This is a genomic window from Arthrobacter sp. UCD-GKA (assembly GCF_001863355.1).
Lineage (GTDB): Bacteria > Actinomycetota > Actinomycetes > Actinomycetales > Micrococcaceae > Paeniglutamicibacter.
Genome location: NZ_MOLR01000008.1, coordinates 375087 through 396601, shown reverse-complemented (window position 1 = coordinate 396601; position 21515 = coordinate 375087). Strand labels below are relative to the sequence as shown.

Here is a 21515-nt window from a genome sequence, read left to right as displayed (position 1 = left end):
ATTTGCGACTGCAGTTGGACAACCTTTCCGTGGAATTCRGCGCCACCCGGGCGCTGGACGGGGTCTCGCTCTCGGTGGCGGCCGGTGAAATCGTCGGCCTGCTGGGCCACAACGGTGCCGGCAAGTCCACGTTGTTCAACGTACTCTCCGGGGTCTATGCCGCATCGAGCGGGGAGTTCATCGTCGACGGTGCGCCTGCACCCGGGAAGTTGACGCCGCAGGAAGCCTCGAAGCTGGGCATCACGGTGATCCACCAGGAGCCAGCATTGGCCCCGAACCTAAGCATCCTGGACAACATGTTCCTGGGACAGGGTCTTCGGCGCAGCACCGGACAACGCGAGCGTGCCCGGTGTGCCCTGACCGAGGTCGGATCCGACCTCGACCTGGATCTCATGGTCGATGCACTCTCGTTGGGTGAGCGCCAGCTCGTCGACTTGGCGCGCGGGTTCCTGACCGGCGACATGAAAATGCTGCTGCTCGATGAACCAACCGCCGCATTGGGCCGTGCCGAAACCGAATCATTGCATGCCTTGATCAGGCAGTTGGCCAAGCGCGGGGTGACGGTCATCTACGTCTCCCACCGGCTGCCAGACATCCTGGACGTATGCGAGCGCATTTTGGTGCTCAGGTCCGGGCAGCTGGTGGTAGACGGGGCCGCAGATTCGTTCACGGGCCGGACGCTGGCCCAAGCCCTGGCCCCGGGAATGGCCGACGAGGAGTTCGTTCCGGCCCGGGTACAAGTGGGTGCAGGGTGCCTCGATTCAAACGGGATCAGCGTCGCCGCCGGCGAAGTGGTCGGCCTTTTCGGGATGGCGGCGGGCGAACAATTCAGCTTCCTGGCCGGGCTCTTCGGTCTGGACGGCCATGGGCGCTTTAGCTGGAATGGCGAGGACGTCGACATCGCCTCGCCGGAAGCCGCGGTGCGCTGGGGTATCCACTTGGTGCCCGCGGACCGTGAAAACGACGGACTGGTATCCGGCGCCTCGGCGTTGGACACGGTGTTCCTCCCGTGGCTCCGGCAACTGCCCGGCCGCGGATGGTGGGTGGGTCCTGCGGTAGGGAAGGGCACCTACGCGGAAGCCCGGAAACAGCTCAATATCCTAGGCCCCGGAGCCGACGCGCCAATTGACGAGTTCAGCGGCGGAAACCGGCAAAAACACCTGCTGTCGCGCTGGATGTTTCCGCGCCAACCGCGTGTCCTGCTGCTGGCCCAGCCGACCCAAGGCGTCGACGTCGGGGCCAAGCAGGACATCGCCACCGCCGTGCGCGGGCTCGCAACCCAAGGTGTGGCGGTGCTGGTCGCTTCCGCGGAATCGGACGAGATCGCCCAGCTCTGCGACCGTTCCTACGTCATGTACGGAGGCTCACGCAGTGAAGTCCCGCGCGGCCCCGAATTCAGCGGAGACCTTGTTTCCACGTTGCTCCAGTTATCAGATGCAGTACGACCCATGGAAGGGGTCTCCCGGTGAAGCTACCCTCAGTCAATCTCAAGAGCTTTCTGGCCAAGAACGGGATCTTCTTTGCACTCGTTCTCCTGATCGTGTTCTTCACGATCCTCAACCCGCGCTTCATGAGCACCAGCAATGCACTGAATGTGGTGCTGCAGGTCGCCGAGCTCGGCATCGTGGCGCTTCCCTTGGCACTGCTGATGATTTCCGGTTCGGTCGACCTGTCGGTCGGGTCCATCGCCTCGGCCGCCGCGGTTAACTCGGCGCTTGTCATGAGCGCCACCGGATCGACGGTCTTGGGCATCGCAGTGGGTCTGGCCTTTGGAATTGCCGCCGGCGCCCTTAACGGTTTCCTCGTCGCCTATCTCGGCTTGAATCCCATCGTGGTGACCTTGGGCTTCCTGAGCGTCTGGGGTGGTTACGCGATGATGGTGACGGGCGGACGCACCGTGACCAGACGGGAATTGCCCGAGACATTCCAAGGCTTCGGCACCGCCACCGTTGGTCCCTTCCCGGTCCGGATGCTGCTGCTGATACTGGTTGTTGCCGCCGTTTGGTACGTGCTGAACAGGCACCGGGTGGGTCGCGAGACATACGCCATCGGAGGCAGCGAACGCGCCGCGCGTCTGATGGGCGTCAACGTGCGCCGCGTCCGGTTCGGGTTGTTCGCGGCCACAGGCCTCGCCTCCGCCCTGGCGGGAATCATGCTGGGCGCCAAGGTCCAGTCGGTGAGCCCCGCCGTGGGCTTGAACCTGGAAATGAATGCCCTGACGGTTGCCCTGCTTGGCGGCGTGGCGTTTGCCGGCGGCGTCGGCCGCGTCGGCGGTGTCTTGGCCGGCCTGCTCTTCTTCGGCGTCATGCGCAACGGCTTGGTCTTCCTGCAGGCCTCCCCGTTCCTCCAGACGATCATCGTGGGCCTGACCTTGGTGGTGGCCGTGGCGCTCGACGAATCGATCCAAAAGATCGTCAAGCAATCCTGGGCAACCCGCGGCAAGGCGGTCCTCGATGCWWGCATCGAGGCAGATGGTGATCCCGGGGATCCCAGCACGCCCCTGGCCGGGGAGCCCCAACGTCTGGGTGCCGGCAAACACTAGCCGTCTCAAATACCTCGAGGGCCGCATAGCCCCGAAACACAAGAATTCACGCAAAGAAGGGCACGCAATCATGAGCACCGGATGGATCTGGCACGAGGCCTTCAACTGGCACAACACCGGCAATGGATCGGGTTTCTTCCGGCCCGGGGGCTTCATCCAGCCCCACACGGCCTTCGACTCGCCCGACTCCAAGGGACGCTTTGCGGCGTTGGTGCAGGTCAGCGCGTTCGACAAGAAAATGGTCGCGTTGGATGCGGCCCCTGCGACGGACAAGGAGATCCTGGCGGTGCACACCCCCGGGTACCTGCAACGTCTCGAGGACATGAACGAGACCGGCGGAGACGCCGGGGAGAGCGCGGAATTCGGCCCGCAGGGCCTGTCGATCGCGAAGCTATCGGCAGGTGCCGCCGTAGGCGCGGTTCGGGCCGTGCTGCGCGGCGAGGTGGACAACGCCTACGCGTTGGTGCGCCCCGCCGGGCACCATGCGGAAGCCGACCGCGGCCGCGGTTTCTGCCTCTTTGCCAACACCTCGATCGCCGCGCGGGTCGCCCTGGACGAATTCGGGCTCACGCGGGTCGCGATCGTCGACTGGGACGTGCACCACGGAAACGGGACACAGAGTGTGTTTTGGAACGACCCGGCCGTCCTCACGATTTCCCTGCACCAAGACAGGCTCTACCCGACGGACTCCGGAATGCACGGCGAGAACGGCGGTGCGGACGCCGAGGGAACCGCCATCAACATCCCGCTGCCGGCGGGAACGGGAGACGGCGGTTACCTCGATGCCCTGGAGCGCGTCGTGGGTCCGGCTTTGGAACGTTTCCAGCCCGAACTCATCATCGTCGGCAGCGGCTTCGACGCCTCGGCCACGGATCCGCTTGGCCGCATGGTGGTCACCAGTGACGGGTTCAGGGCCATGTCCCGGCGGATGATCGACGCTGCTTCCGAACTTTGTGCAGGTCGCATAGCGTTCATCCACGAGGGAGGCTACTCGGCGCACTATGTCCCGTTCTGTGGCATGGCGGTCCTTGAGGAATTGACGGGCTTGGAATCGGGGGTCGAAGACCCCTACATGGCATTCTTTGCCGACTATCCGCAGCTTCAGTTGGAACCTTGGCAGAAGGAAGCCGTCGACATGGCCGGTGAGCTCGTGAAAAACGTGCCAGACCACCGCCGATGACCCAAATACTCGAGTTCCTCACCGACCACCGTGGACGGATCGAATCCGTCCACGGTGGTCCGCCGCCGCCAGACCTGGTGGCTTACGCCCGCGGGTTCCTCCTCCTGAACCGCCACCGTGTTCAGTTCCTGTACCGTGCCGCCGAACCGTGGCTGTCGGTTGTGGTTGAACGGACCCGCCGGCGCGGTGAGCAGTACGAACGGGCGCTGATCCGCGCCGTTCCGGCCGAACTGCCACAGGGCATCACCCGGCGCGAAATCGAAGTCCTGACGTTGTTGTCGCTCGGGCTGTCCAACCCGGAGATCGGGGACCGGCTCGGAACCAGCCGTCGGACCGTGTCCACCCAGGTGGAACGGCTGCTGCACAAGCTCGGCCAGGTGAGCAGGGCAGGGCTGGCCTCGCTCGTCGTGGACAGCCACCTGCTTGCGTTGCCGGTGCCGGGAGGCATCGACGGGGTGGCGCACATCTCCGTCGTGAGCGTCGAACGATTCGCCGGCATGGTCGATGACGTGACCCAGCGAATACCTTCAGGTTCAAAGACGGTCGACGGTCCGCGACCGATCTTGATCGGAACGCTCGCGTCCCTGACCGGCCAGGCCAACGACGAGGGCGAGGAGCTGGTTCGAGGAGCGGCGCTGGCCGTCGAGGAGATCAATGCCAACGGAGGAGTGGCAGGCCGTTCCCTTGAACACCTTGTTGCCGACGCGGACCTGTATGACCCCGACGCTGTCCGGGCCGCCATGCAGCGGCTCATCGATGCCGGAGTCGATGCCATTACCACGCACTACTCGAGCGCCGAAAATCCCTTCCTGCTGGAGATGGCCGCCAACTACGGCAGGCCTTTTCTCCACGTTGACACTTTCGAGCGCCACGTGGACCTGGTCCGGAGCAATCCCCGACGTTACGGAATGGTGTTCCAGACATGCCCGTCGGAAAAGTACTACGCGATGGCGTTTGTGCGGTTCCTGCGCGATCTCGGGACATTGCGGAACTATCACCCCAAGGAACGCCGGATGGCGCTGGTAGAGATGGATACGCCGAGTGCACACATCGGTGGAAACGGCTTCGAGCCCGCTGTCGCTTCAGTGGGCTGGAGCATTGTCAGCCGCGAAAGCGCACCCTTCCGGCAGTCGGATTGGGAAGAAGTGGCCCGGCGTTTGGTGGAGTCCCGCGCCGAGGTCATCCTCGTGGCGCATTTCATCACCGACGAGATCGCGGAATTGCAGCGGCAGCTGCATGCAGCGAATTTCACCGGACTGGTCCACTATGTCTATGCCGCCTCGAGCCCCCGGTTTGTGGAGCAGCTGGGGGACCTTGCCAACGGTGTGGTGTGGAGCTCGGTGACCAACCGAACCGATTCCGCCATCGCACGCACGTTCCAGCGCAACTACGCGGTCCGCTACGGGGTCGAACCCGGGCCCGCGCAATCCAGCTCGGCCTACGACCAAGTCCAGCTATTGGCCACCGCGTGGCGCCAAAATGGAGGGACCGATAGTGCTGGAGTGAGCGCGGCCCTGCGCGAGATCCTCTATCGCGGGCTCAACGGAACCTACTATCTGGGAGAGGACGGCCAGTCGCCACTCAGCTACCCAGACGGGACCATCGACCCTACGATCGGGATGCCGCTTTTGACCTGCCAAATCCAACCGGATGGACCGGTGGTGCTCAGCCCAGCGCCGTTTGGTTCCATGAGCCGGTTGCAGTTTCCGGGAATGCACGGTGCCGTTGACCGCTAGCCTGAAGCTGCATGGCCGGTTCCCCAGGATCCCCACTCCGTGGTGGAGTTCCTGGAGAGTGAGGGTTCGGAGAACACTGTCGTTTTCTGCGGCCTGCGAAGTTATCGCGGCACCGAAGACGGGAAACGAGGCTCACAGCGTGCACGCACCCAGTCAAAAGGGACCACCACTGCCTCAATGTTCAGCACCTTGGCCGGTCTAGACACCCCCGACGGAGACTAAACCTGAAGGATCTGCGACTCCCGCGGGCGTGAGTGGAAACGCGATACGGGAAGGCGAACGATTATGCCTTCACAAGGTTTGGCTGTAAAAACTCGGCATAATCGACAGCATTTCTAGGCGCCAGGCAGGGGTTGCCTTCTGCCAGATGCAGCACCCGGTTTTCCAGATCCATGACGACAGACATGACCGTCGACCACTGCGCCGCAGGATCCGATCGGCCATCGGGATGGCAGCAAATCGAACCCGGGGCGTCCGTGTGATCGCGCAGGGCCTGGTCCAGGGCAGCGACGGTGACAGCCTGTGCCTTGATGCCGACCAACTCGCGCAACCGGGACAGGCGCACATAGGAATCCGACATGGCCACGGGAGCCAGGTCGAAACCGCCCTGCACTGAATACAAAAAGTGGTTGGTGTGGAAGGTCTTGCCATGTTTGGCAATCTGGATGTTGATGTTACGTGCGTCCCCCGGCCCCGTCTCAATATTCAGAATTGCCCCGTCCGCGGCTCCCAGCACGTAGTTTCCGGAGGAAGCCCTAGGATGGGAGGCCAGCAATTCCACCGCATCAAAGACTCGTTCGCAATCTGCAAGCGCCCGCAGCAACACGTGGAACGGGACACCCGGTGTTGATCCGTCAGTGCTCGTCACAAGCGTGTTTACTGCCAGGCCGATGCCGTGCTCGTTCATCACCGTCTTGGCCAGCAACCCGGCTTCCACGATGGTGACGTAGTTCGGTCCATCCTCGCGTTCAACCTCCAGAAGGATAACCGAATCGAACCCATGCACAAGCCAATCCCAGTTCTGGCCCATCAGAGTGTGGCCCAGTGCCGTGTGCGTCGGGGCGATCGCAAAGGAGGAGCACTCCCCGACGCCGCGCAACGAGGCGGCCCGACCCGTCGCCATCTGGTGCGAGGAGACCAATGCTCGCCAGAGGATCTCGGTGCGGCAATTCATCGCCAGTATGTCTTCGAACGGCAGGTTCGCGCCCATGGCGATTCCGCGCATTTCTTCCCAGATATCCGGAAAGAAACGCTGGATGGATTCAGCGTACCCCTGGGCATGGATGACGGCTTCTGCCCAGGGCACGCCCTTGCTGGCGAAGGAGCGCTCGTAGCCGTTGCGGGCATGGTGCACCTGCGGGCGGGCCAGGGAACCGTATTGCTCGCCGCGCTCAAACGGGCCGCCACTGACCCGGATACGCGGGTAGCCTGCAGTTTTCATGCCTGGCCGATCCGTCCTGCCAGAGCGACCTCCGCGATGCCCAAATGTGGTTCGTCCACCGGTGCCTGGAGCAAATGGGCGGGCAACGAAGTCGGGGCCTCGGCCGCGGACAGTGTCCCGGTCGGAGAGTCTTCATCCAGCAGCTCGGCGGTCTGCCGTACCGTGCCAATCCACGCGCCGGCCCCCTTTAGTCCCACGATGATCTTTTCGAGCATGGCCAGGCGCGAGGGGCGCCCGGAAATCATCGGGTGGAAAGTCAGCATGACGTGTCCGCCCAGTGCCGCAATGCCCTCAATCTCTGGCTGCCACACCTCGAGTACCTCGCGGGTGGAGCGAATGGTCTTTTCCCAGGTGTCATTGGCGAACCAAAAATGCGGGGCATCGTCCAGTATCCACGACACGGGGACCTCTACGATATCGTGGCTCTCGTAGCGGTAAGGGCGGATGTCGTTGAGCATGTTGGAACTGTATGTGAAGTTCGCTTCCTGAAGCAGATCAAGGGTCTGGTCCGTGAAATCCCATGAGGGGGACCGATATCCCGTCACCTCGGCACCTAAGTCCCGCAACACGGCCAGCCCGTCGTACAATTCCGCGCGCTCTGCCGCGGGACTGAGCGTAGTGGGGTTCGTGTGTGAGTGCCCGTGGTGAGCGACTTCGTGGCCCCTGGCCAAGATCGCCCTAACGGACTCGGGATGGCGCAGGGCATCCTTGCCGCAAATGAAAAAGGTTGCCTTCACGTCGTGCTTAGCCAACAGATCCAGGATCAACGGCACTCCCACACGCGGACCATAGGCTCCCTGCGAAAGCACTCCGGGACGGTTGGCATTCGCGGGGTTCTCTCCGATCCAAACCTCTTCGGCGTCAAAATCAAAGGTAATGCTTGCGCCGAAATCCTTGTCCTGCGGCCACAAAACCATCATGTATCCTCACTCGTGTGGCATCCCGCTGGGAATGGGAATGCCATGGTAGTTGCGTGAAGATACAGTCTGCCGGGCACATTGCCTTGTGTCATGGGTCAAATGACGTATCCCCCGGTTCACGTCGAGATTCCAAAGCGGGTAGCGGCGTGATGATGTGCATCAAAACCACGACGGTTACTCAAAATGGCCGAGCCAATATATATCCATCGCTCACATCCCGAATAGTGTGCCAATCATGCGACGTCATGCATGAATTCACAGGCAACAAACAGGGTGGCTGAGAATGCAGACTCGCCATGACATTTTCTCGCAGGGTCGAGGTCCGCCCTCTTCCAACCGGGCTCCGTCACGGCAACTTTCATCGAGTTGAAACCTACCAATACGCCGCCGTGCCAACGGGTGAACGTGGAACTGGACAACGGGTTCCGCCTCGTCGAGGGCCGGAGGGGTGCTGCCTTCACCAACGAGGAGGAAGTTGCCGTGGGTAAGGAGAAGGTCGTCCCGTTCCTCCTGGCGGACCGGCTCGAGGAGCAGGGCGCCACCCACGTGCCGGCGGAGAACTTCACGGAGAACGTCGTGGTGGACGAACGACTGGTGACCGGCCAGAACCCGGCTTCCGCGGCCCGCGTGGCCAAGGAAATGGAGAAGCTCCTGGCTGAGGTCATCCACCAGGAGAAGGCCGAGGAACACGACGAGGCCGACGCGCTGCGCGCCGAGCAAGGACGCCGAAAAGGCCGCCAAGAAGGCTGCCGACGAACACCACGAGCACTAACGACGGCAGCTCGCTGAAACCGGTGGCCGCCCCTGCGAGGGGCGGCCACCGGCCTTCGTTTCGAACATGCCAGTACGTCGCCGGGCTGAGTGCGGCGGCACGGATTGCCGATGCTTCCAGCCGCGTCAGGTTTTGTCAGCCGGCTGCGGCGGGTTCCACCGCCGCCGGTGATGCACTGTTGGCCTCCACCAAGAGGGCCGCGGCGATGGCGTCGAAGGCGCGCAGTGTGGGGAAGAGCCTGGCGGGGTCCTGCGGCATCGGCCAGCTGGACATTTTCACCGCCACGACTTCGGCGGGACGGTTGATGTAGACCATCTGCCCGTGGATGCCCAGGCACAGCACAACATCGTCGCCGGGGTACGGGAACCACATCTGGTTCCGGTACATCCCGCCGGGCATCAGGTTGTCCACGGGGCTGTCGGCAAAGGCATCGCGGGAGTCCGGTGCCCCGGCCAGCGTCCGGGCGATCCATTCGGTGGAGAGCACCCGTTCGCCGTTCGGCGAGAGACCCTCGTTCAGGAAGAGGGACCCGAAACGGGCCATGTCGCGCATCGTGGCGTTGATCCCGCCATCAAATATCCCTGTGCCGAACTGGTCGATGCCCATGGTGGCATCCGATTCGGCGCCCAGCTTGCCCCATACCAACTCGGTCATCAACGTGGCCATGGGCTTCTCGGACGCAGCCTCGCAGATCCAGCCGAGCATGTCGGTCTCGCAGGAGCGGTACTCGAATACCCCGCCGTGGGCGGTCTTGCGCACCAAGGTACGCAGGAACGGGTACACGCCCGTGGGCCCGGGAGCACTTAGGGAAGACCATCCGATGGCCTGCTCCATCATCCGCACCCCCGAGCTCGGGTCCAGATAGTTCTCGGAGAAATCTATGCCCGAGCGCATGTCGAGCAACTGGCGCACCGTGGCCCCGGCATAGCCCGTCTCGGCGAGCTCCGGCAGGTAATCGGTCAATTGCGCGCCGTCATCGAGCACCCCGGCATCGCACAGGGCCCCCGCCACCGTGCCGACCAACGACTTGCTCATGGACATCAGCAGGTGCGGGGTGCCGGCCGTCATCTCCCCGAAGTACTGTTCGGTCAGCACCGTGCCGCGATGCATGAACATCCACCCGTCGGTTTCGGTCGTGCCCATGACCGAACCCACGCTCACCGGCGTTTCCCCGGCGACGACCGGGGCCAACATCACCGAATCCAGGTCACGGTGGGCGGCCGGAAGCTGCGCCGCCGGCCCTTCACCCCGTGATATCACCGCGGTGGGCAGGAAGTCGGCCATGTGTTGGAAGGACCAGCGCAGGTTCTCGGGAAGCTTCCAGCTGGTCATGTCCACTCCTGCGGGAATGTGGTCCAGGTGTGTGTCGTCCATGAGGGTTCCTTGTCCGTTGCTGCGCCATTGAATATAGGGACATTACCACCCGGTAACCATCCCGTCCCGATTCATGCCCGTGGCGTTCACTGCGCGCCTCTTGCCGAGATCGGACCGGCCTCCTCCCCGGGCACCCATGCCCTCCGGCACACCAAGGGGCGGGGCTCCCGGGGCGCACGTCCTGATCGGTGTTCCATCCGCAGGGACTTCCTCGATCCCTGCCCATGTCGCTGCCCGCTTCGTGGGGCGGAAACACGGCTCCAGACGGATACTCCCTGTCCAGGTGATCCTTCGCGTACCGGGTCCAGTGTCGCCCCTGAGCGTGACACGGTGTTCCCCTCGGAAAATCCCGGGCGACCCTACCGTTTGCGGCTGGGATTGAATGATACTTGTTCCAGTAACTGCCCCGAGGATGTGGCCAAGGCGAAGGGCCCGTGGTGTTTGAAGCTCCCAGCATTGTCTTTGCCGCCGCAGGCGTGGCCGTGTTCGCCGCGGCGGTGCTGCCGCGACTGTTGCGCAACGTCCCGGTGTCCATGCCGCTGGTCTTCCTGGGCGCGGGGATGGCCGCCTTCACCCTGCTGGTGGACCTGCCGGACCCCGATCCGGTCAGGTACGCGGATTTCACCACCCATCTGGCCGAGGTCTGCGTCATCGTCTCGCTGATGGGCGCGGGCCTGGCCATCGATCGTCCGCCGGGGTGGAAGCGGTGGGCCACGACCTGGCGGATGCTCGGTGTGGTGATGCCGCTGTCCATGGTGGGTCTGGCCCTTTTGGGGCTGTGGGGCCTGGGACTCGGGCTGGCCGCCGCCGTCTTGGTTGCCGCTGTTATTGCCCCCACCGATCCGGTCCTGGCGTCCGAGGTGCAGGTCGGGGAACCGGCGGACGACGAGGCCGGCGCCGAGCGGGAAGACGAGGTTCGTTTCGGGCTCACCTCCGAGGCAGGGCTGAATGACGGGCTGGCATTCTCCTTCGTGTATCTGGCCATTTCCCTCAGCGTCCTCGGTGCGTCGCCGGCGCAATGGTTTCCGCAGTGGTTTGCCGTGGACGTGCTGTGGCGGATCGGGATCGGGGTGATGCTGGGCTTCGGGACCGGGAAACTGCTGGCGCGGATCTTCTTCTCGGCCAAGCATGGAAGCATCCGGCTGGCCGAGCATTCCGAAGGGTTCGTGGCGCTGGCTGCCGTCTTCCTGGCCTACGGGGTGACCGGGATGGTTGAAGGCTACGGTTTCATTGCCGTCTTCATCTGTGCGGTCACCATCCGGGCCGTGGAGCACACCCACGGTTACCACCGGGTGTTGCACAACTACGTCGATCAGCTGGAACGGCTGCTGACGGTCATCGTCCTGGTGCTGCTCGGGGGCGCCATCGCGCGCGGGCTGCTGCACGGAATCGGTTGGAGGGAAGTGCTGGTGGCATTGGCCTTCCTCTTGGTGGTCCGGCCGGCGGCGGGCCTCATCGGCCTTGCCGGGGGCGGGACCGGTCCCCGGGACCGCATCGCGCTGTCATTTTTCGGGGTGCGCGGCATCGGCTCCCTGTACTACCTCGGATATGCGCTGGCCGAAGGGGACTTCGGTGGCCAGGCCGAGGAGCTGTGGGCCTTCATCGGGCTGGTCGTGGCGCTTTCCATTCTCGTGCACGGGGTTTCCGCCGGCCCGGCCATGAACCGGCTGGACCGGCTTCGCAACCGCCGCTTGCGCCAGCGCTTCGGGGACGAGGGCCAGGCTCCCACCCCAACCGTTTAGCGGTCCTGCCGCCCCGCGGCCCGGTCCTTGCCCGCGGCCCGTCCCGACCCGATCTCCAGCACGACCTTGACGTCGTCCGGGTGGCGCTTGAAGGCATCGGCAAAGTTTTCCAGCTGCACCCGGCGGGAAAACAGCCGGCCCCGCCAGGCGGGGTCGGCAGCGGCCAGCGCGCAAGCCGCGGCATCTAAGTGCCGGCGGTTGGCATTGACGCTTCCGAACGTGACCCCGTTGCCCAGCACTGCCTGCCGGTTCAGGGCACCGACCTCCACTTCCGTTTCCTTCCCGGTGCCCGACACCCCGGTCAGGCAGGTAATGGCATCGGGCGCCCGGCGGCCCAGGACGTCGAGTACCACGTCGGTGATCCCCGTGCATTCGACCAGGATCTCGGCACTGATCCCGGACTCGGGCAGGGTTCCGCTATGGTAGGTCGCACCCAAGCCACGAACCAATCCCGGTTTCGGTCCATCGGAAACGATGTCAAAGACATGGACCTCCAACCCCCGGCGGACCCCGAGCAATGCCGCGAGCAGGCCGACCGGGCCGGCTCCGGTGACCACCGCTACGTGGGGGTCGAAGAAAGCGCGCGCTCCGATGCGCATGATCTGTTCCCAGGCCTTGGCCACGATGGTGGTGAGTTCCAGCAGCACGCCGACAACCGCCAGCCCCGGCCCCAGCTTCACCATGTCCTTTGGCTCGCCCCGCCAGCGTCCCCGGGCAAAGCCGTCCAGTTGCTTGATCCCATGCTCGGTGTACTTGCCGTTGAGGCACATATCCCATTCACCGGCGGCACAAGCCGGGCAAGGGTGTGGGTCCGGCCGTCGCACGATGCCCACCACCAGGTCTCCGGGAGCCACGCCGGATCCCGGAGGCGCTTCCAGGACCCTGCCCAGGTTCTCGTGTCCCAGCACCAGCTGTTTGTGGCCCGGAGGCGGCTGGCCATAGTTGCCCGCGGTGATTTCCGCATCGGTCCCGCACAGCCCCACGGCCAGTGCTTCCACCAGCACGGAGCCTTGGTCCGGGCCCGGCTCCGGGATCTTGCGCAGCGCCAATGAATCCTTCACGCCCGGGATGAGAGTCAGGGCCTGCATGAGCACTCCTGAAGCAGACTTTTCTTCCTTGGCCAGCGTCGCGCGCAGCGGCGGGCAAGGCAATGGTGGTGCTTGCACCGGTCCGATGCCGCTCCCCCGGCGCTGCCGCTAGTCCGGCTTGGCCACGAACACCTGCGTCGGGCTGTGCGTCAGGTAGCCGGCGGCCCAGGACGACAATGCACGGATCCTTTGGCGCACGCCCGGGAGCAGCGCCAGGTGCACAACCAGCCATGAGGCGAAGGCCGGCGGCCCCTGCACCTGGATGCGCTTGCGCCCGAGCTCGGCCACCGCCGCGCCGCGGCCCACCATCGCCATGTATCCCTTGTCGCTGTACCTGAACGGCTGGCGGGTGCCGCCGGTGAGGTCGGCATGGATGTTGCGAGCCGCCCACTTGCCCGATTGCTGGGCGACGGATCCGAGCTGGGGCAGCTTGGCTCCGGTGTCATCGGTGATGTTGGCCGAGTCCCCCAGCACGTAGATCCCCTCGACGCCCGGTGCCCGCAACTCGGGGGTGACGTCGATGCGCCCGCCCTTGCCCTGCGCCAGGCCCGACTCGGCAATGATCTTCCCGGCCTGCAGGCCACCGGCCCACACCGTGATCCGCGCGGGGATGTCGGTTCCGTCGGACAGCGCCACCCCGTCGGGACGGACCTCGCCCACGCTCTGGCCCATGTGCAGCTGCACCCCGAGCTTCCCAAGCCGGGCCCGGGCGTAGGCCTGGGATTTCGGGGAAAAGGCGTTGAGCACGTTGGGCACCATGTCCACGAGATGGACCCGGCACCGGTCGGCAAGGGCCGGCGAGAAATATTTCGGCACGATGTACTTGATGTTCTCGGCCAGCGCTCCTGCGGTCTCCACCCCCGTCGGCCCTCCACCGACGATGACGACGTCCGTGGCGCCGGAACCTTCCCGCTCGGCAGTTTCCAGCGTCCGGGTGAGAGCGGTGCTCAGGCGTACGGCATCGTCGAGCGAGTACAGCGGGTAGGCGTGCTCCTGGGCTCCGGGGGTGTTGAAGAAGTTCGGGACGGCGCCGGCGGCAATGACAAGGATCCGTCCCTGGTACCGGGTGCCGTCCGCGGTGGTGACGGTGTGGGCGGCAGCGTCGATCGACGTGGCTTCGGCGGTGAGCACCCGCACGTCCCTGATGCGGCGGAATACCGAACGCAGCGGCCGGGCCACTGCCGAGACCCCTATTTGCGATGCCGCCACCTGGTAGAGCAGCGGCTGAAACTGGTGGTAGTTGTTCGCGTCGACGAGGAGCACTGAAATCCGCTTGCGGCCCAGCTCCCGGGCCGCGGCCATGCCGGCAAATCCGCCGCCAACCACGATGACCTGGTAAATGTCGTCCATACGAGCACCATACCCTCGGACACGTCCGCGTAACAGGTACATTCCGGCCCAGCCCGGGAACGTAAATGCTCCCCGTCCAGAGGTTCCCGATGAGCGCGGAACCCGGAACGGGGAGCATTTTCGCCAGTGGCCGCAGCGGCCCTAGTGGCCGGTTACATCCTTGGCAGCATCCTTGAGGTGTTCCCCGGCCTGCTTGGCCTTGGCTGCTGCTTGGTCCTTGGCGCCTTCCGCCTGCAGCTTTTCGTTGTCGGTGGCGTCTCCGACGCCTTCCTTGACCTTGCCGGCGGCTTCCTGCGCTTTGTTGCCAATCTTGTCGTCGAGACCCATCGGGGTCCTCCTTCGGTAGACGAAACGGGAACAATCCCGGCAGCTGGCCCGCATGCGGGCCAGCGCTGGGAACATCCAAACTATTTGATCGAAAGCCCGGTGGCAACAGTTTTGCATGCGTGCCGCCGGTCGCCTCGCCCGTGCMATCGTCCGCCGGGGCGCCGGGCCGTCCCGGCGGACGATTGCACGGGCTTCCACGCGATGAATCCGGGGCAAACAGACGGACGCGATGCCTTCGGGGCGCCCGGAATGATGGACGGCCTGCCGATGGCCGGCAACCACGTGGCTGTCCGGTTCAACTTCCCCTGCACAAAGTCGACCGCTTTGCGGCACACTGGGTGCCATGGATGAAACGGACTCGGTGACCACCCAGAACTCGACGGTTGAGGACTGGACCCGCGCGCTGGCGCAATCGACGGGTTCACCGGGCGGCGGGGCCGGGACGGGGCTGATGCTGGCAGTCGCCGCGTCCCTGGCGTCGATGGTTGCCGGCTACACGGAACCCGAGGAAGACCTGCGGGCGGAACTCTCCCGCGTGCGGGAGCGTGCCCAGGCACTCCGCGAGGAGGCCCTGCGGCTGGCCGACCAAGACGCATCCGCTTCCTTGGCCTTCGGTGCCGCGTTCCGGTTGGAACCGGGAGCCGAGCGTGATGAGGCCGTGACCCGAGCTTCCGTGGATGCCGCGAAGTCGTCGGCAGTGTTGGGCCAGCGGGCCATCGAGGCCATCGACGCATTGGCATGGCTCGCGGTTCACGGCAATCGGGCACTCATCGCCGATGTCGTGGTCGCGTTCGGCTCCCTCAGGGCGACGGTCGCTGGGGCGCGCACCAACGTCAGTTTCGACCTCGCCGCGCTCACCTCCCATGGCAGCACCATGGAAGAGATCCGCGAGCAACACCCGGATCTCTGGGCCACGGTCACGGACCTCAATGCCGCCCTGGAGCGCATAGACAGCCTCACGGCTGAGATCGACCATCGAGCCGCTCCCACCGACGCTGCCCCATAGGGCAGGGCGAAAAACGCGAGCGCCCCACGTGGGCGCGTGTGAAAATGGTTGGTGGTTCGGCTCTGGCATCGCCATCAGGCATACCGACCGCGGGCACGGTCGTAGTTCGCCTGCATGGCGGGCCCACCCCGCGTGGGCACCGCTGCGAGTTCCAAGCGCACCATCGGGGTCGGGCCGATGCCGGTTGGCTCACCGAAGAACAACGGGGTCTTCCACAGCAGGCCCCGGGCTGCACCCACCGGGTTCCGGAGCGGCAATAGGCGGGTACCCATGCCAACAAACGATCCCGTCTTTCCCGACACCTACACCCCATTCCTCTCCGATGTGAAGGACCATGTCCGCGGCCCGGGTACGGGCCCCACTGGTCCTGAACAGCGCCCTCATTGACTTGTACTGGAATACCGGACCCGGATCCTGAACGAACAGAAACGCGATGGCCTGCAAAGCACGGTCATCTCCCGGCTGGCGGCGGAGCTGCGCCGGGAATTCCTCGAAATGACCGGCCTGTCGCGCACCGAACCTGCATTGCCTGCGCACGTTCGCAGCCGCGTGGACCGCCCGGCGGCCAAATTCCCCACAGGCTGTGGGACATTTGCCGGGGCGCCACATCCAGGTCCTGCTGGACAAGAACCTCCCGCTGGATTCCCGGGAATGGCACGCCGGAGCAGCCGCGGAACACCGGTGGTCCAGCAACGTGCCAATGAACAAGTCGCTGGAACGAGCCGGAGCCGCACCGCCCAACTTCGCTCGGCATCTGGCGGCACCGGAATCGAAGCTGGTGCAACAAATGGTCAGGCTGCGCGGAACCCGTCTGCCGGCGGCAAGGCGCGTTGAACCGCTCTTGTCCTTTGTCATCTAAGTTGAAGCATTCTCAACTAAATTGACGCATTAGGCCGTCAGATGGCATTTCAGTTGACGCATCCTGCCTATTTTTGTCGCTACAGGTGAAGCATTGCGCTGATTCTTGTCACCACAGTTGACGCATCTTTGTTACTGGTGATGCATTCTCGCCCCATTGTCATTTACGGGACGCCAGAAATCTTGCGGTCACAAAGACACTGGTCAACGATTGGTTTGTCCGTTTGAGGACCGGCTTAAGGGACGGGGCCCTGCGATACGTCTTTGAATTTCAACCCAATGCAGGATCCTTGAAGATGCCCGACATGAATGCCGAAAGGATGAAGCGCGCAACCCCTGCTGAATCGTCTTGCCCACGGAAAAGATGTAAATTTTCCATGGACTGTCCGCTGTTCGATGGGCAGTATTCTAGGAGGACAACTTGGCAAGGTATTCAGGCCGTGGACTGTGGCATTTTCTTGACTCACCGGCAATTCTGGCAACAACCTCAAAGATGGGTTTCGGTTGGCACGGGTTGGACATGCAGCATGGCCTGTGGAGTGAACCCCAAATAATTTCCGCTCTTGCTGCCGCGCCAAGTGGCAACATCGCCGTGCGGCTTCGAAGCGGAAGCTACGCAGATATCGGGTTTGCTCTCGATGCAGGTGCCACCCACATCATGGTCCCCATGATCAATACGGCCGAAGAAGCCCAAGAGGTAGCCCACGCGGCAAGGTACGCTCCACAGGGCGGGAGAAGCTGGGGACCGATGAGTGCGCTGTTCGGGGCGCCCGTGATTAACCCCCAAGAAGCGAACTCTCGAATTCACCTGTCGGCGATGATTGAATCCGCCGAAGGACTGGAAAACCTGGACGCAATCGTTGGTACCTCGGGCATCGACTCCATATTCGTGGGCCCAGTCGACTTGGCAATGAGCCTTGGAACGGACGTGGATTCGTTGCTCGCCGCCAAGGACTCCCCCCTTGGATACATAGCAAAAGCGTGCCATGACCACCATATTGAAGTAGGCGCTTTCGCCGGCTCGTCAGTCAGGGCCAGCGCCTTCGAAGCACTCGGCTACGACTGGGTGGCCACCGATACGGATATGGGGCTCCTGAAGGCCGGTGCCGCACAAGCCCTGGATGGCTGATTCTGCCGTTGAGGGGCGGGATTCCGGTTCCGCTGACCCGCTCAGCGTTCGTCATGACGGGACAGTCGGATTCCAAAGATCGCAATTTGCGGTTTGAGCGCGAGGGCAGGCAAGATTTAAAGATTTGATTCAATTGAAGTGACCAAAGTGGCCAAAATCGTGTCATTACAGTTGAATCAAAACCCTAGATTTCGGGCTTTTCGTTGTTCAACTTAGATGACAACGGACCGCTCTCGACTGGTTCTCATGTCCCGGATGGACAAGGCCGTCGAGCGGATGGCTATGCTGGATGGATGGCGACAGTTATTCTCGTGCGGCACGGCCGCACCAATGCCAATGCCGCTGGGCTGCTGGCCGGTAGGGCAGCGGGCATCAGTCTGGACCAAATCGGGATCGACCAGGCAGCTCGGGCCGGAGACCGGCTCGCGGCCGTGCCCCTGGTCGCGGTGGTGTCCAGCCCCCTGGAGCGTTGCCGGGAGACCGCCCGGTTCCTCCTCGAACGCCAGGCCGGCATCCCGTACGCGCCGATCGAACCGGATCTCATCGAGTGCGATTACGGCCAGTGGCAGGGCCGCACGCTCGAAGATCTCGCGACCGAGAAGCTATGGTCCGTGGTGCAGTCGCAACCCTCGGCCGTCACCTTTCCCGGCGGTGAATCATTGGCCGCAATGCAGGCCCGGTCGGTGGCAGCGATTCGACGCCACGATGCAGCCTTCGAAGCGGAGCACGGGCCAGGGGCAGTATGGGCTGCGGTGACCCACGGGGACCTCATCAAGGCCATCCTCGCCGACGCACTTGGCATGCACCTCGACCTGTTCCAGCGCATCAATGTGGGCCCCGCCTCCGTGTCCATCGTGCGCTATGGCGCCACCCGGCCGACCGTCCACGCGACCAACACCGACGCCGGGGATCTTTCGTGGCTGGCGAACAGCACCCCACTCGGCGACGCACCGGTGGGCGGCGGGGCAGGGCAGGAGGCGCCACGAACCTCCGGAGCCTAAGATGGTTACATGCCTACACGTGTTCACGAATTCATCTGGCCTGATCGGGTCATTGTCGGCACCATGGGCCTGCCGGGGTCGCGCACGTTCTACCTGCAGGTGCGGGCGGGGCGGCAGATCGTCAGTATCGCCTTTGAGAAGCAGCAGGCGGCCCTGCTTGCCGAGAAGGTCGATGAAATCCTCGACCAGCTGATGGCCCTCGAGGGCAACCCCTTCAGCGTTCCCGGGAGCACTCCCATTGAACTGGTCGACAACGACCAGCTCGAGGCCGTCCAGGAACAGTTTCGCACCGGGGCCATGGGCCTGGGTTGGGACCCCACGACGGCCCAGGTCGTCATCAAGGCCTACCCGATCACCGATGTCGATGACAACGATGACGAAGACGTCGAATCGCCCGAGGGAATTGACCCCGACGCGGACGAAATGCTGCTGGTGAGCATGCCGGTGGGCTCCGCCCGGGCATTCGCCAAGCGCACCCGCGAGATCGTGGCTGCCGGGCGTCCGATGTGCCTGCTCTGCGGCTACCCCATGGACGCCGACGGACACACCTGCACCCTTCCCGAGAACTGATGCCGGCACCCGACCTGACAACCGCCGAGCTGACGCTCACCGGCCGCATCACCACGGCTTCAAATGCCACCTTCCTGGGCAGCATCGGCGACGCGGTGGTCGTCTACAAGCCAATGGCAGGTGAACAGCCGCTGTGGGATTTTCCCCACGGCGCCCTGGCCCACCGGGAGCTGGCAGCCTACCTGGTCTCGCAGGCCCTGGGCTGGAACGTCGTGCCGCACACCTGGCTGCGCGACGGCCCGCTGGGTGAAGGAATGGTGCAGCTCTGGCAGGAGCAAGATCCCGCCCAGAATGCCGTGGACCTGGTGGTTGCGGACGACGTGCCGAACAGTGGCTGGAAACATGTCCTTGAGGGCCGGGACGAGGAGGGGCGGAGGGTCGCCCTCGTCCATGAAGACTCGCAGGCGCTCAGGCGCATGGCCGTCTTCGACGTGGTCATCAACAATGCCGACCGCAAAGGCAACCACGTTCTTGCCATGGGGGACGGACACCGATACGGCGTGGACCATGGGCTCACTTTTCACAGTGACCACAAGCTGCGGACGGTGCTGTGGGGTTGGAGTGGAGCCTCCCTGAGCGCCGGGGAACTCGACGGAGTGGACCGTATCATCCAAGGACTGGACGGCCAGCTTGGACGCGACCTGGCGCCCTTGCTCACCGCCGAGGAAATCTCCGCGCTCGGCGCACGTTGCACGCGGTTGAGCTTGGCCCGGCGGTTTCCGGCTCCGAGCGGTGGGATGCCGGCGGTGCCCTGGCCGCTGTTCTAGGGAAAGAACAGTTGCCGGCGGGACCAAGCACCTGTCGTCCTACGGACGCCGCAGGTGGGAAGCATCTAGATCCCTACAGGCAGGGAAATCCGCCATCGAAGGCCACACCGACAGGCAGCGCAACTCCCCCGATGTGATCCCCTGCGGCGCAGGACACAGGAATGCGTCCCCTGTGCGGCCTGCAGACCATCCTTGGCACCCCGGTCACGGGGCGGGATCGACGTTGGCCTTCCCGGGCCGGTACCCGGCGATTTCCGCCCTGAGGTCGCCTTCCTCGTGTCCGCCCTTCGCCTTGCCGAACGGCAGCGCCTTGAGCAGCGGGTGCACAATGGCCATGACGACGCTGCCCCAGATGATTCCGAGGATGGCCGAGCACAGGGTGTTCACGAGCCAGGCCAGGAAGCCGCCCACCGCGGGGATCGAAGCGAAAGGCTTCTCCAGGACATGGACCAGGTCGTAGGGTGCATGCCACCCGAGGTCGTAGGCACCCTGCAGCATGATGTGGCCACCCACCCACAACATGGCGATCGTCCCGACAAAGGTGATTGCGGCCAGCACGGCGGGCATGCCCTTGACAAGCGCCTCGCCGAAGCGCTTTGCGCCCGCGGAGTCCTTGGTGGCCAGGTGCAGGCCGATGTCGTCCATCTTCACAATCAGCCCCACGGCCCCGTACACGAGCACCGTGATGGCGAGCGCCACGACGATAAGGATGATGGCCCGCGAGAGCAGTGACTCGGTGGCCACCTCGTTCATGGAGATCACCATGATCTCGCAGGAGAGGATGAAGTCGGTCGTGATGGCGCCCTTGATGACCTTGGCCTCCGCCAACGGGCCGCGGTCGACCGCCGGGGACTTTTCCGCCTCATGGTGTCCGCGGAGCTTGTGCCACACCTTTTCGGCGCCCTCGTAGCAGAGGTAGGTGCCACCGGCCATGAGGATGAACGGAATGATCCCCGGGAGGAATGCGCTGACCAGCAACAGCGCCGGCAGGATGACCAGCAGCTTGTTGCGCAGTGAACCCCAAAAGATCTTCTTGATCATGGGCAGTTCACGGGAGGGGTCGGCACCGGAAACGTACTGCGGGGTGACGGCGGCATCGTCGATGACCACCCCGGCGGCCTTGGCTCCCGCCTTCGCGGCTCCGGCGGCGACGTCGTCCACCGAGGCGGCCGCGATGCGGGCCAGGGCCGCGACATCGTCCAGCAGGGCGACGAGGCCGCCGCTCACAGAGCGCCCCGGTGCTGCTCGAGGGCGGACGACTGGTCGTGGAAGGCTCGGTCAAGGCGCATATTTGGCATGTTCCGAGTATATGCGGGCGAGTCGGGCAGCGACGGGGGAAACGGGTGCGGCACTGCAGGGAGCGCATGGTGGGAATGCCCAGGGCGTGCATCGCCTCGCTGACCAGGTATTGACGGAGCATCGGACCGACCGTGGCAAATCCGTCGCCGCCGCGGGCAAACGGCGTTCGCCCCGAGCCCTTGAGCTGGATGTCCCGAAGACGGCCCTCGGCATCGGCAATCTCGCCGAGCAGGAGCGCCCGGCCGTCACCCCGCCTAGTCCGGCCTTTTCTCTAATGGATAGTGGCAAGCCTGCGGCTGGCTGCCAGACTTGGTCCACATGGGCCGGGCGTGACTCGGAACTTTTCTGACCTGCCACGGGCAGTGTCTTTCTCATGACTTGTCCGCCCGGCCCGTGGGTGCCAGTCTGGCTCG

General features: G+C 64.4%; 18 protein-coding genes and 2 pseudogenes. 12 read left to right on the top strand and 8 right to left on the bottom strand.

The annotated features are described in order from the left end of the window. The first annotated feature begins 29 nt into the window (after window positions 1-29). The 4 genes from BLJ79_RS15860 to BLJ79_RS15845 all read left to right on the top strand — a co-directional run bounded on the left by BLJ79_RS15860 (window position 30) and on the right by BLJ79_RS15845 (window position 5458). Window positions 30-1469, top strand: a complete 1440-nt coding sequence (locus BLJ79_RS15860) for a sugar ABC transporter ATP-binding protein (protein WP_286135457.1) — start codon at window positions 30-32, stop codon at window positions 1467-1469. Next, window positions 1466-2542, top strand: a complete 1077-nt coding sequence (locus BLJ79_RS15855) for an ABC transporter permease (protein ID WP_071215696.1) — start codon at window positions 1466-1468, stop codon at window positions 2540-2542. Before BLJ79_RS15860 ends, BLJ79_RS15855 begins: the two co-directional genes overlap by 4 nt. Before the next feature lie 70 nt (window positions 2543-2612). Further along, window positions 2613-3722, top strand: coding sequence for a histone deacetylase-like amidohydrolase (locus tag BLJ79_RS15850; RefSeq protein WP_071215695.1), 1110 nt, complete (start codon window positions 2613-2615; stop codon window positions 3720-3722). Beyond that, a complete protein-coding gene (locus BLJ79_RS15845; RefSeq protein ID WP_071215694.1) occupies window positions 3719-5458 on the top strand; it encodes an ABC transporter substrate-binding protein in 1740 nt (579 codons plus the stop codon). Before BLJ79_RS15850 ends, BLJ79_RS15845 begins: the two co-directional genes overlap by 4 nt. A gap of 283 nt (window positions 5459-5741) precedes the next feature. Here BLJ79_RS15845 and BLJ79_RS15840 read toward each other — a convergent pair whose 3' ends face one another. Both BLJ79_RS15840 and BLJ79_RS15835 read right to left on the bottom strand, forming a co-directional pair. Then, complete coding sequence (locus tag BLJ79_RS15840) at window positions 5742-6899, bottom strand: C45 family autoproteolytic acyltransferase/hydrolase (protein ID WP_071215693.1); 1158 nt, start codon at window positions 6897-6899, stop codon at window positions 5742-5744. After that, window positions 6896-7819 carry a polysaccharide deacetylase family protein gene (locus BLJ79_RS15835; protein ID WP_071215692.1) on the bottom strand — a complete coding sequence of 308 codons (924 nt, stop codon included), beginning with the start codon at window positions 7817-7819 and terminating at the stop codon, window positions 6896-6898. The genes BLJ79_RS15840 and BLJ79_RS15835 overlap by 4 nt, the downstream gene beginning before the upstream one ends. A gap of 387 nt (window positions 7820-8206) precedes the next feature. Between BLJ79_RS15835 and BLJ79_RS15830 the strand changes: the two are divergent. Further along, a pseudogene (locus BLJ79_RS15830) lies at window positions 8207-8591 on the top strand (type 1 glutamine amidotransferase family protein); the annotation flags it as partial. Between the two features lie 135 nt (window positions 8592-8726). Here the strand turns inward: BLJ79_RS15830 and BLJ79_RS15825 are convergent. Continuing rightward, the gene (locus BLJ79_RS15825; protein ID WP_071215691.1) at window positions 8727-9965 is read right to left on the bottom strand and encodes a serine hydrolase domain-containing protein; all 1239 of its coding nucleotides are present in this window, start codon (window positions 9963-9965) and stop codon (window positions 8727-8729) included. Window positions 9966-10402: 437 nt separating this feature from the next. Here BLJ79_RS15825 and BLJ79_RS15820 point away from each other — a divergent pair, with 437 nt between their 5' ends. After that, complete coding sequence (locus BLJ79_RS15820; RefSeq protein ID WP_071215770.1) at window positions 10403-11707, top strand: cation:proton antiporter; 1305 nt, start codon at window positions 10403-10405, stop codon at window positions 11705-11707. On the opposite strand, the gene BLJ79_RS15815 is transcribed toward BLJ79_RS15820, so the two are convergent. From BLJ79_RS15815 to BLJ79_RS15805, 3 genes are all read right to left on the bottom strand, one after another. Further along, the gene (locus BLJ79_RS15815; RefSeq protein WP_071215690.1) at window positions 11704-12795 is read right to left on the bottom strand and encodes a glucose 1-dehydrogenase; all 1092 of its coding nucleotides are present in this window, start codon (window positions 12793-12795) and stop codon (window positions 11704-11706) included. The two genes, BLJ79_RS15820 and BLJ79_RS15815, sit on opposite strands and share 4 nt — an antisense overlap. A gap of 108 nt (window positions 12796-12903) precedes the next feature. Beyond that, entirely contained in the window at window positions 12904-14145 is a 1242-nt protein-coding gene (locus tag BLJ79_RS15810; protein WP_071215689.1) for an NAD(P)/FAD-dependent oxidoreductase, read from the bottom strand. 141 nt (window positions 14146-14286) lie between these two features. Beyond that, window positions 14287-14472 carry a CsbD family protein gene (locus BLJ79_RS15805; RefSeq protein ID WP_071215688.1) on the bottom strand — a complete coding sequence of 62 codons (186 nt, stop codon included), beginning with the start codon at window positions 14470-14472 and terminating at the stop codon, window positions 14287-14289. A 343-nt stretch (window positions 14473-14815) separates the two neighbouring features. Between BLJ79_RS15805 and BLJ79_RS15800 the strand changes: the two genes are divergently transcribed. From BLJ79_RS15800 to BLJ79_RS15775, 6 genes are all read left to right on the top strand, one after another. Further along, window positions 14816-15478: a cyclodeaminase/cyclohydrolase family protein gene (locus tag BLJ79_RS15800; protein WP_071215687.1), complete on the top strand. Its 663-nt coding sequence runs from the start codon at window positions 14816-14818 to the stop codon at window positions 15476-15478. A gap of 592 nt (window positions 15479-16070) precedes the next feature. Beyond that, on the top strand, window positions 16071-16337 hold the full coding sequence (locus BLJ79_RS15795; RefSeq protein WP_071215686.1) for a hypothetical protein: 267 nt from the start codon (window positions 16071-16073) through the stop codon (window positions 16335-16337). Window positions 16338-16757: 420 nt separating this feature from the next. Beyond that, window positions 16758-17465 carry an HpcH/HpaI aldolase family protein gene (locus BLJ79_RS15790; protein ID WP_083411358.1) on the top strand — a complete coding sequence of 236 codons (708 nt, stop codon included), beginning with the start codon at window positions 16758-16760 and terminating at the stop codon, window positions 17463-17465. A 293-nt stretch (window positions 17466-17758) separates the two neighbouring features. After that, window positions 17759-18466 carry an MSMEG_4193 family putative phosphomutase gene (locus BLJ79_RS15785; RefSeq protein ID WP_071215684.1) on the top strand — a complete coding sequence of 236 codons (708 nt, stop codon included), beginning with the start codon at window positions 17759-17761 and terminating at the stop codon, window positions 18464-18466. Between the two features lie 9 nt (window positions 18467-18475). Next, window positions 18476-19036, top strand: a complete 561-nt coding sequence (locus tag BLJ79_RS15780) for a DUF3090 domain-containing protein (RefSeq protein ID WP_071215683.1) — start codon at window positions 18476-18478, stop codon at window positions 19034-19036. Continuing rightward, complete coding sequence (locus BLJ79_RS15775) at window positions 19036-19803, top strand: SCO1664 family protein (RefSeq protein ID WP_071215682.1); 768 nt, start codon at window positions 19036-19038, stop codon at window positions 19801-19803. Before BLJ79_RS15780 ends, BLJ79_RS15775 begins: the two co-directional genes overlap by 1 nt. A gap of 204 nt (window positions 19804-20007) precedes the next feature. Here the strand turns inward: BLJ79_RS15775 and BLJ79_RS15770 are convergent, their stop codons facing one another. Together BLJ79_RS15770 and BLJ79_RS22515 are read right to left on the bottom strand one after the other, a co-directional pair. Continuing rightward, on the bottom strand, window positions 20008-21030 hold the full coding sequence (locus BLJ79_RS15770) for a DUF808 domain-containing protein (RefSeq protein WP_071215681.1): 1023 nt from the start codon (window positions 21028-21030) through the stop codon (window positions 20008-20010). A gap of 127 nt (window positions 21031-21157) precedes the next feature. Next, window positions 21158-21358: pseudogene (locus BLJ79_RS22515) on the bottom strand (protein adenylyltransferase SelO family protein); the annotation flags it as partial. Window positions 21359-21515 lie beyond the last annotated feature (157 nt).

What these genes read in the sequence shown, in the direction of transcription:
- BLJ79_RS15835 (WP_071215692.1), bottom strand. Translation starts at nt 7,819, where the DNA reads ATGATGGTTTTGTGGCCGCAGGACAAGGATTTCGGCGCAAGCATTACC.
- BLJ79_RS15775 (WP_071215682.1), top strand. Translation starts at nt 19,036, where the DNA reads ATGCCGGCACCCGACCTGACAACCGCCGAGCTGACGCTCACCGGCCGC.
- BLJ79_RS15815 (WP_071215690.1), bottom strand. Translation starts at nt 12,795, where the DNA reads ATGCAGGCCCTGACTCTCATCCCGGGCGTGAAGGATTCATTGGCGCTG.
- BLJ79_RS15845 (WP_071215694.1), top strand. Translation starts at nt 3,719, where the DNA reads ATGACCCAAATACTCGAGTTCCTCACCGACCACCGTGGACGGATCGAA.
- BLJ79_RS15840 (WP_071215693.1), bottom strand. Translation starts at nt 6,899, where the DNA reads ATGAAAACTGCAGGCTACCCGCGTATCCGGGTCAGTGGCGGCCCGTTT.
- BLJ79_RS15785 (WP_071215684.1), top strand. Translation starts at nt 17,759, where the DNA reads ATGGCGACAGTTATTCTCGTGCGGCACGGCCGCACCAATGCCAATGCC.
- BLJ79_RS15800 (WP_071215687.1), top strand. Translation starts at nt 14,816, where the DNA reads ATGGATGAAACGGACTCGGTGACCACCCAGAACTCGACGGTTGAGGAC.
- BLJ79_RS15780 (WP_071215683.1), top strand. Translation starts at nt 18,476, where the DNA reads ATGCCTACACGTGTTCACGAATTCATCTGGCCTGATCGGGTCATTGTC.
- BLJ79_RS15810 (WP_071215689.1), bottom strand. Translation starts at nt 14,145, where the DNA reads ATGGACGACATTTACCAGGTCATCGTGGTTGGCGGCGGATTTGCCGGC.
- BLJ79_RS15805 (WP_071215688.1), bottom strand. Translation starts at nt 14,472, where the DNA reads ATGGGTCTCGACGACAAGATTGGCAACAAAGCGCAGGAAGCCGCCGGC.
- BLJ79_RS15825 (WP_071215691.1), bottom strand. Translation starts at nt 9,965, where the DNA reads ATGGACGACACACACCTGGACCACATTCCCGCAGGAGTGGACATGACC.
- BLJ79_RS15850 (WP_071215695.1), top strand. Translation starts at nt 2,613, where the DNA reads ATGAGCACCGGATGGATCTGGCACGAGGCCTTCAACTGGCACAACACC.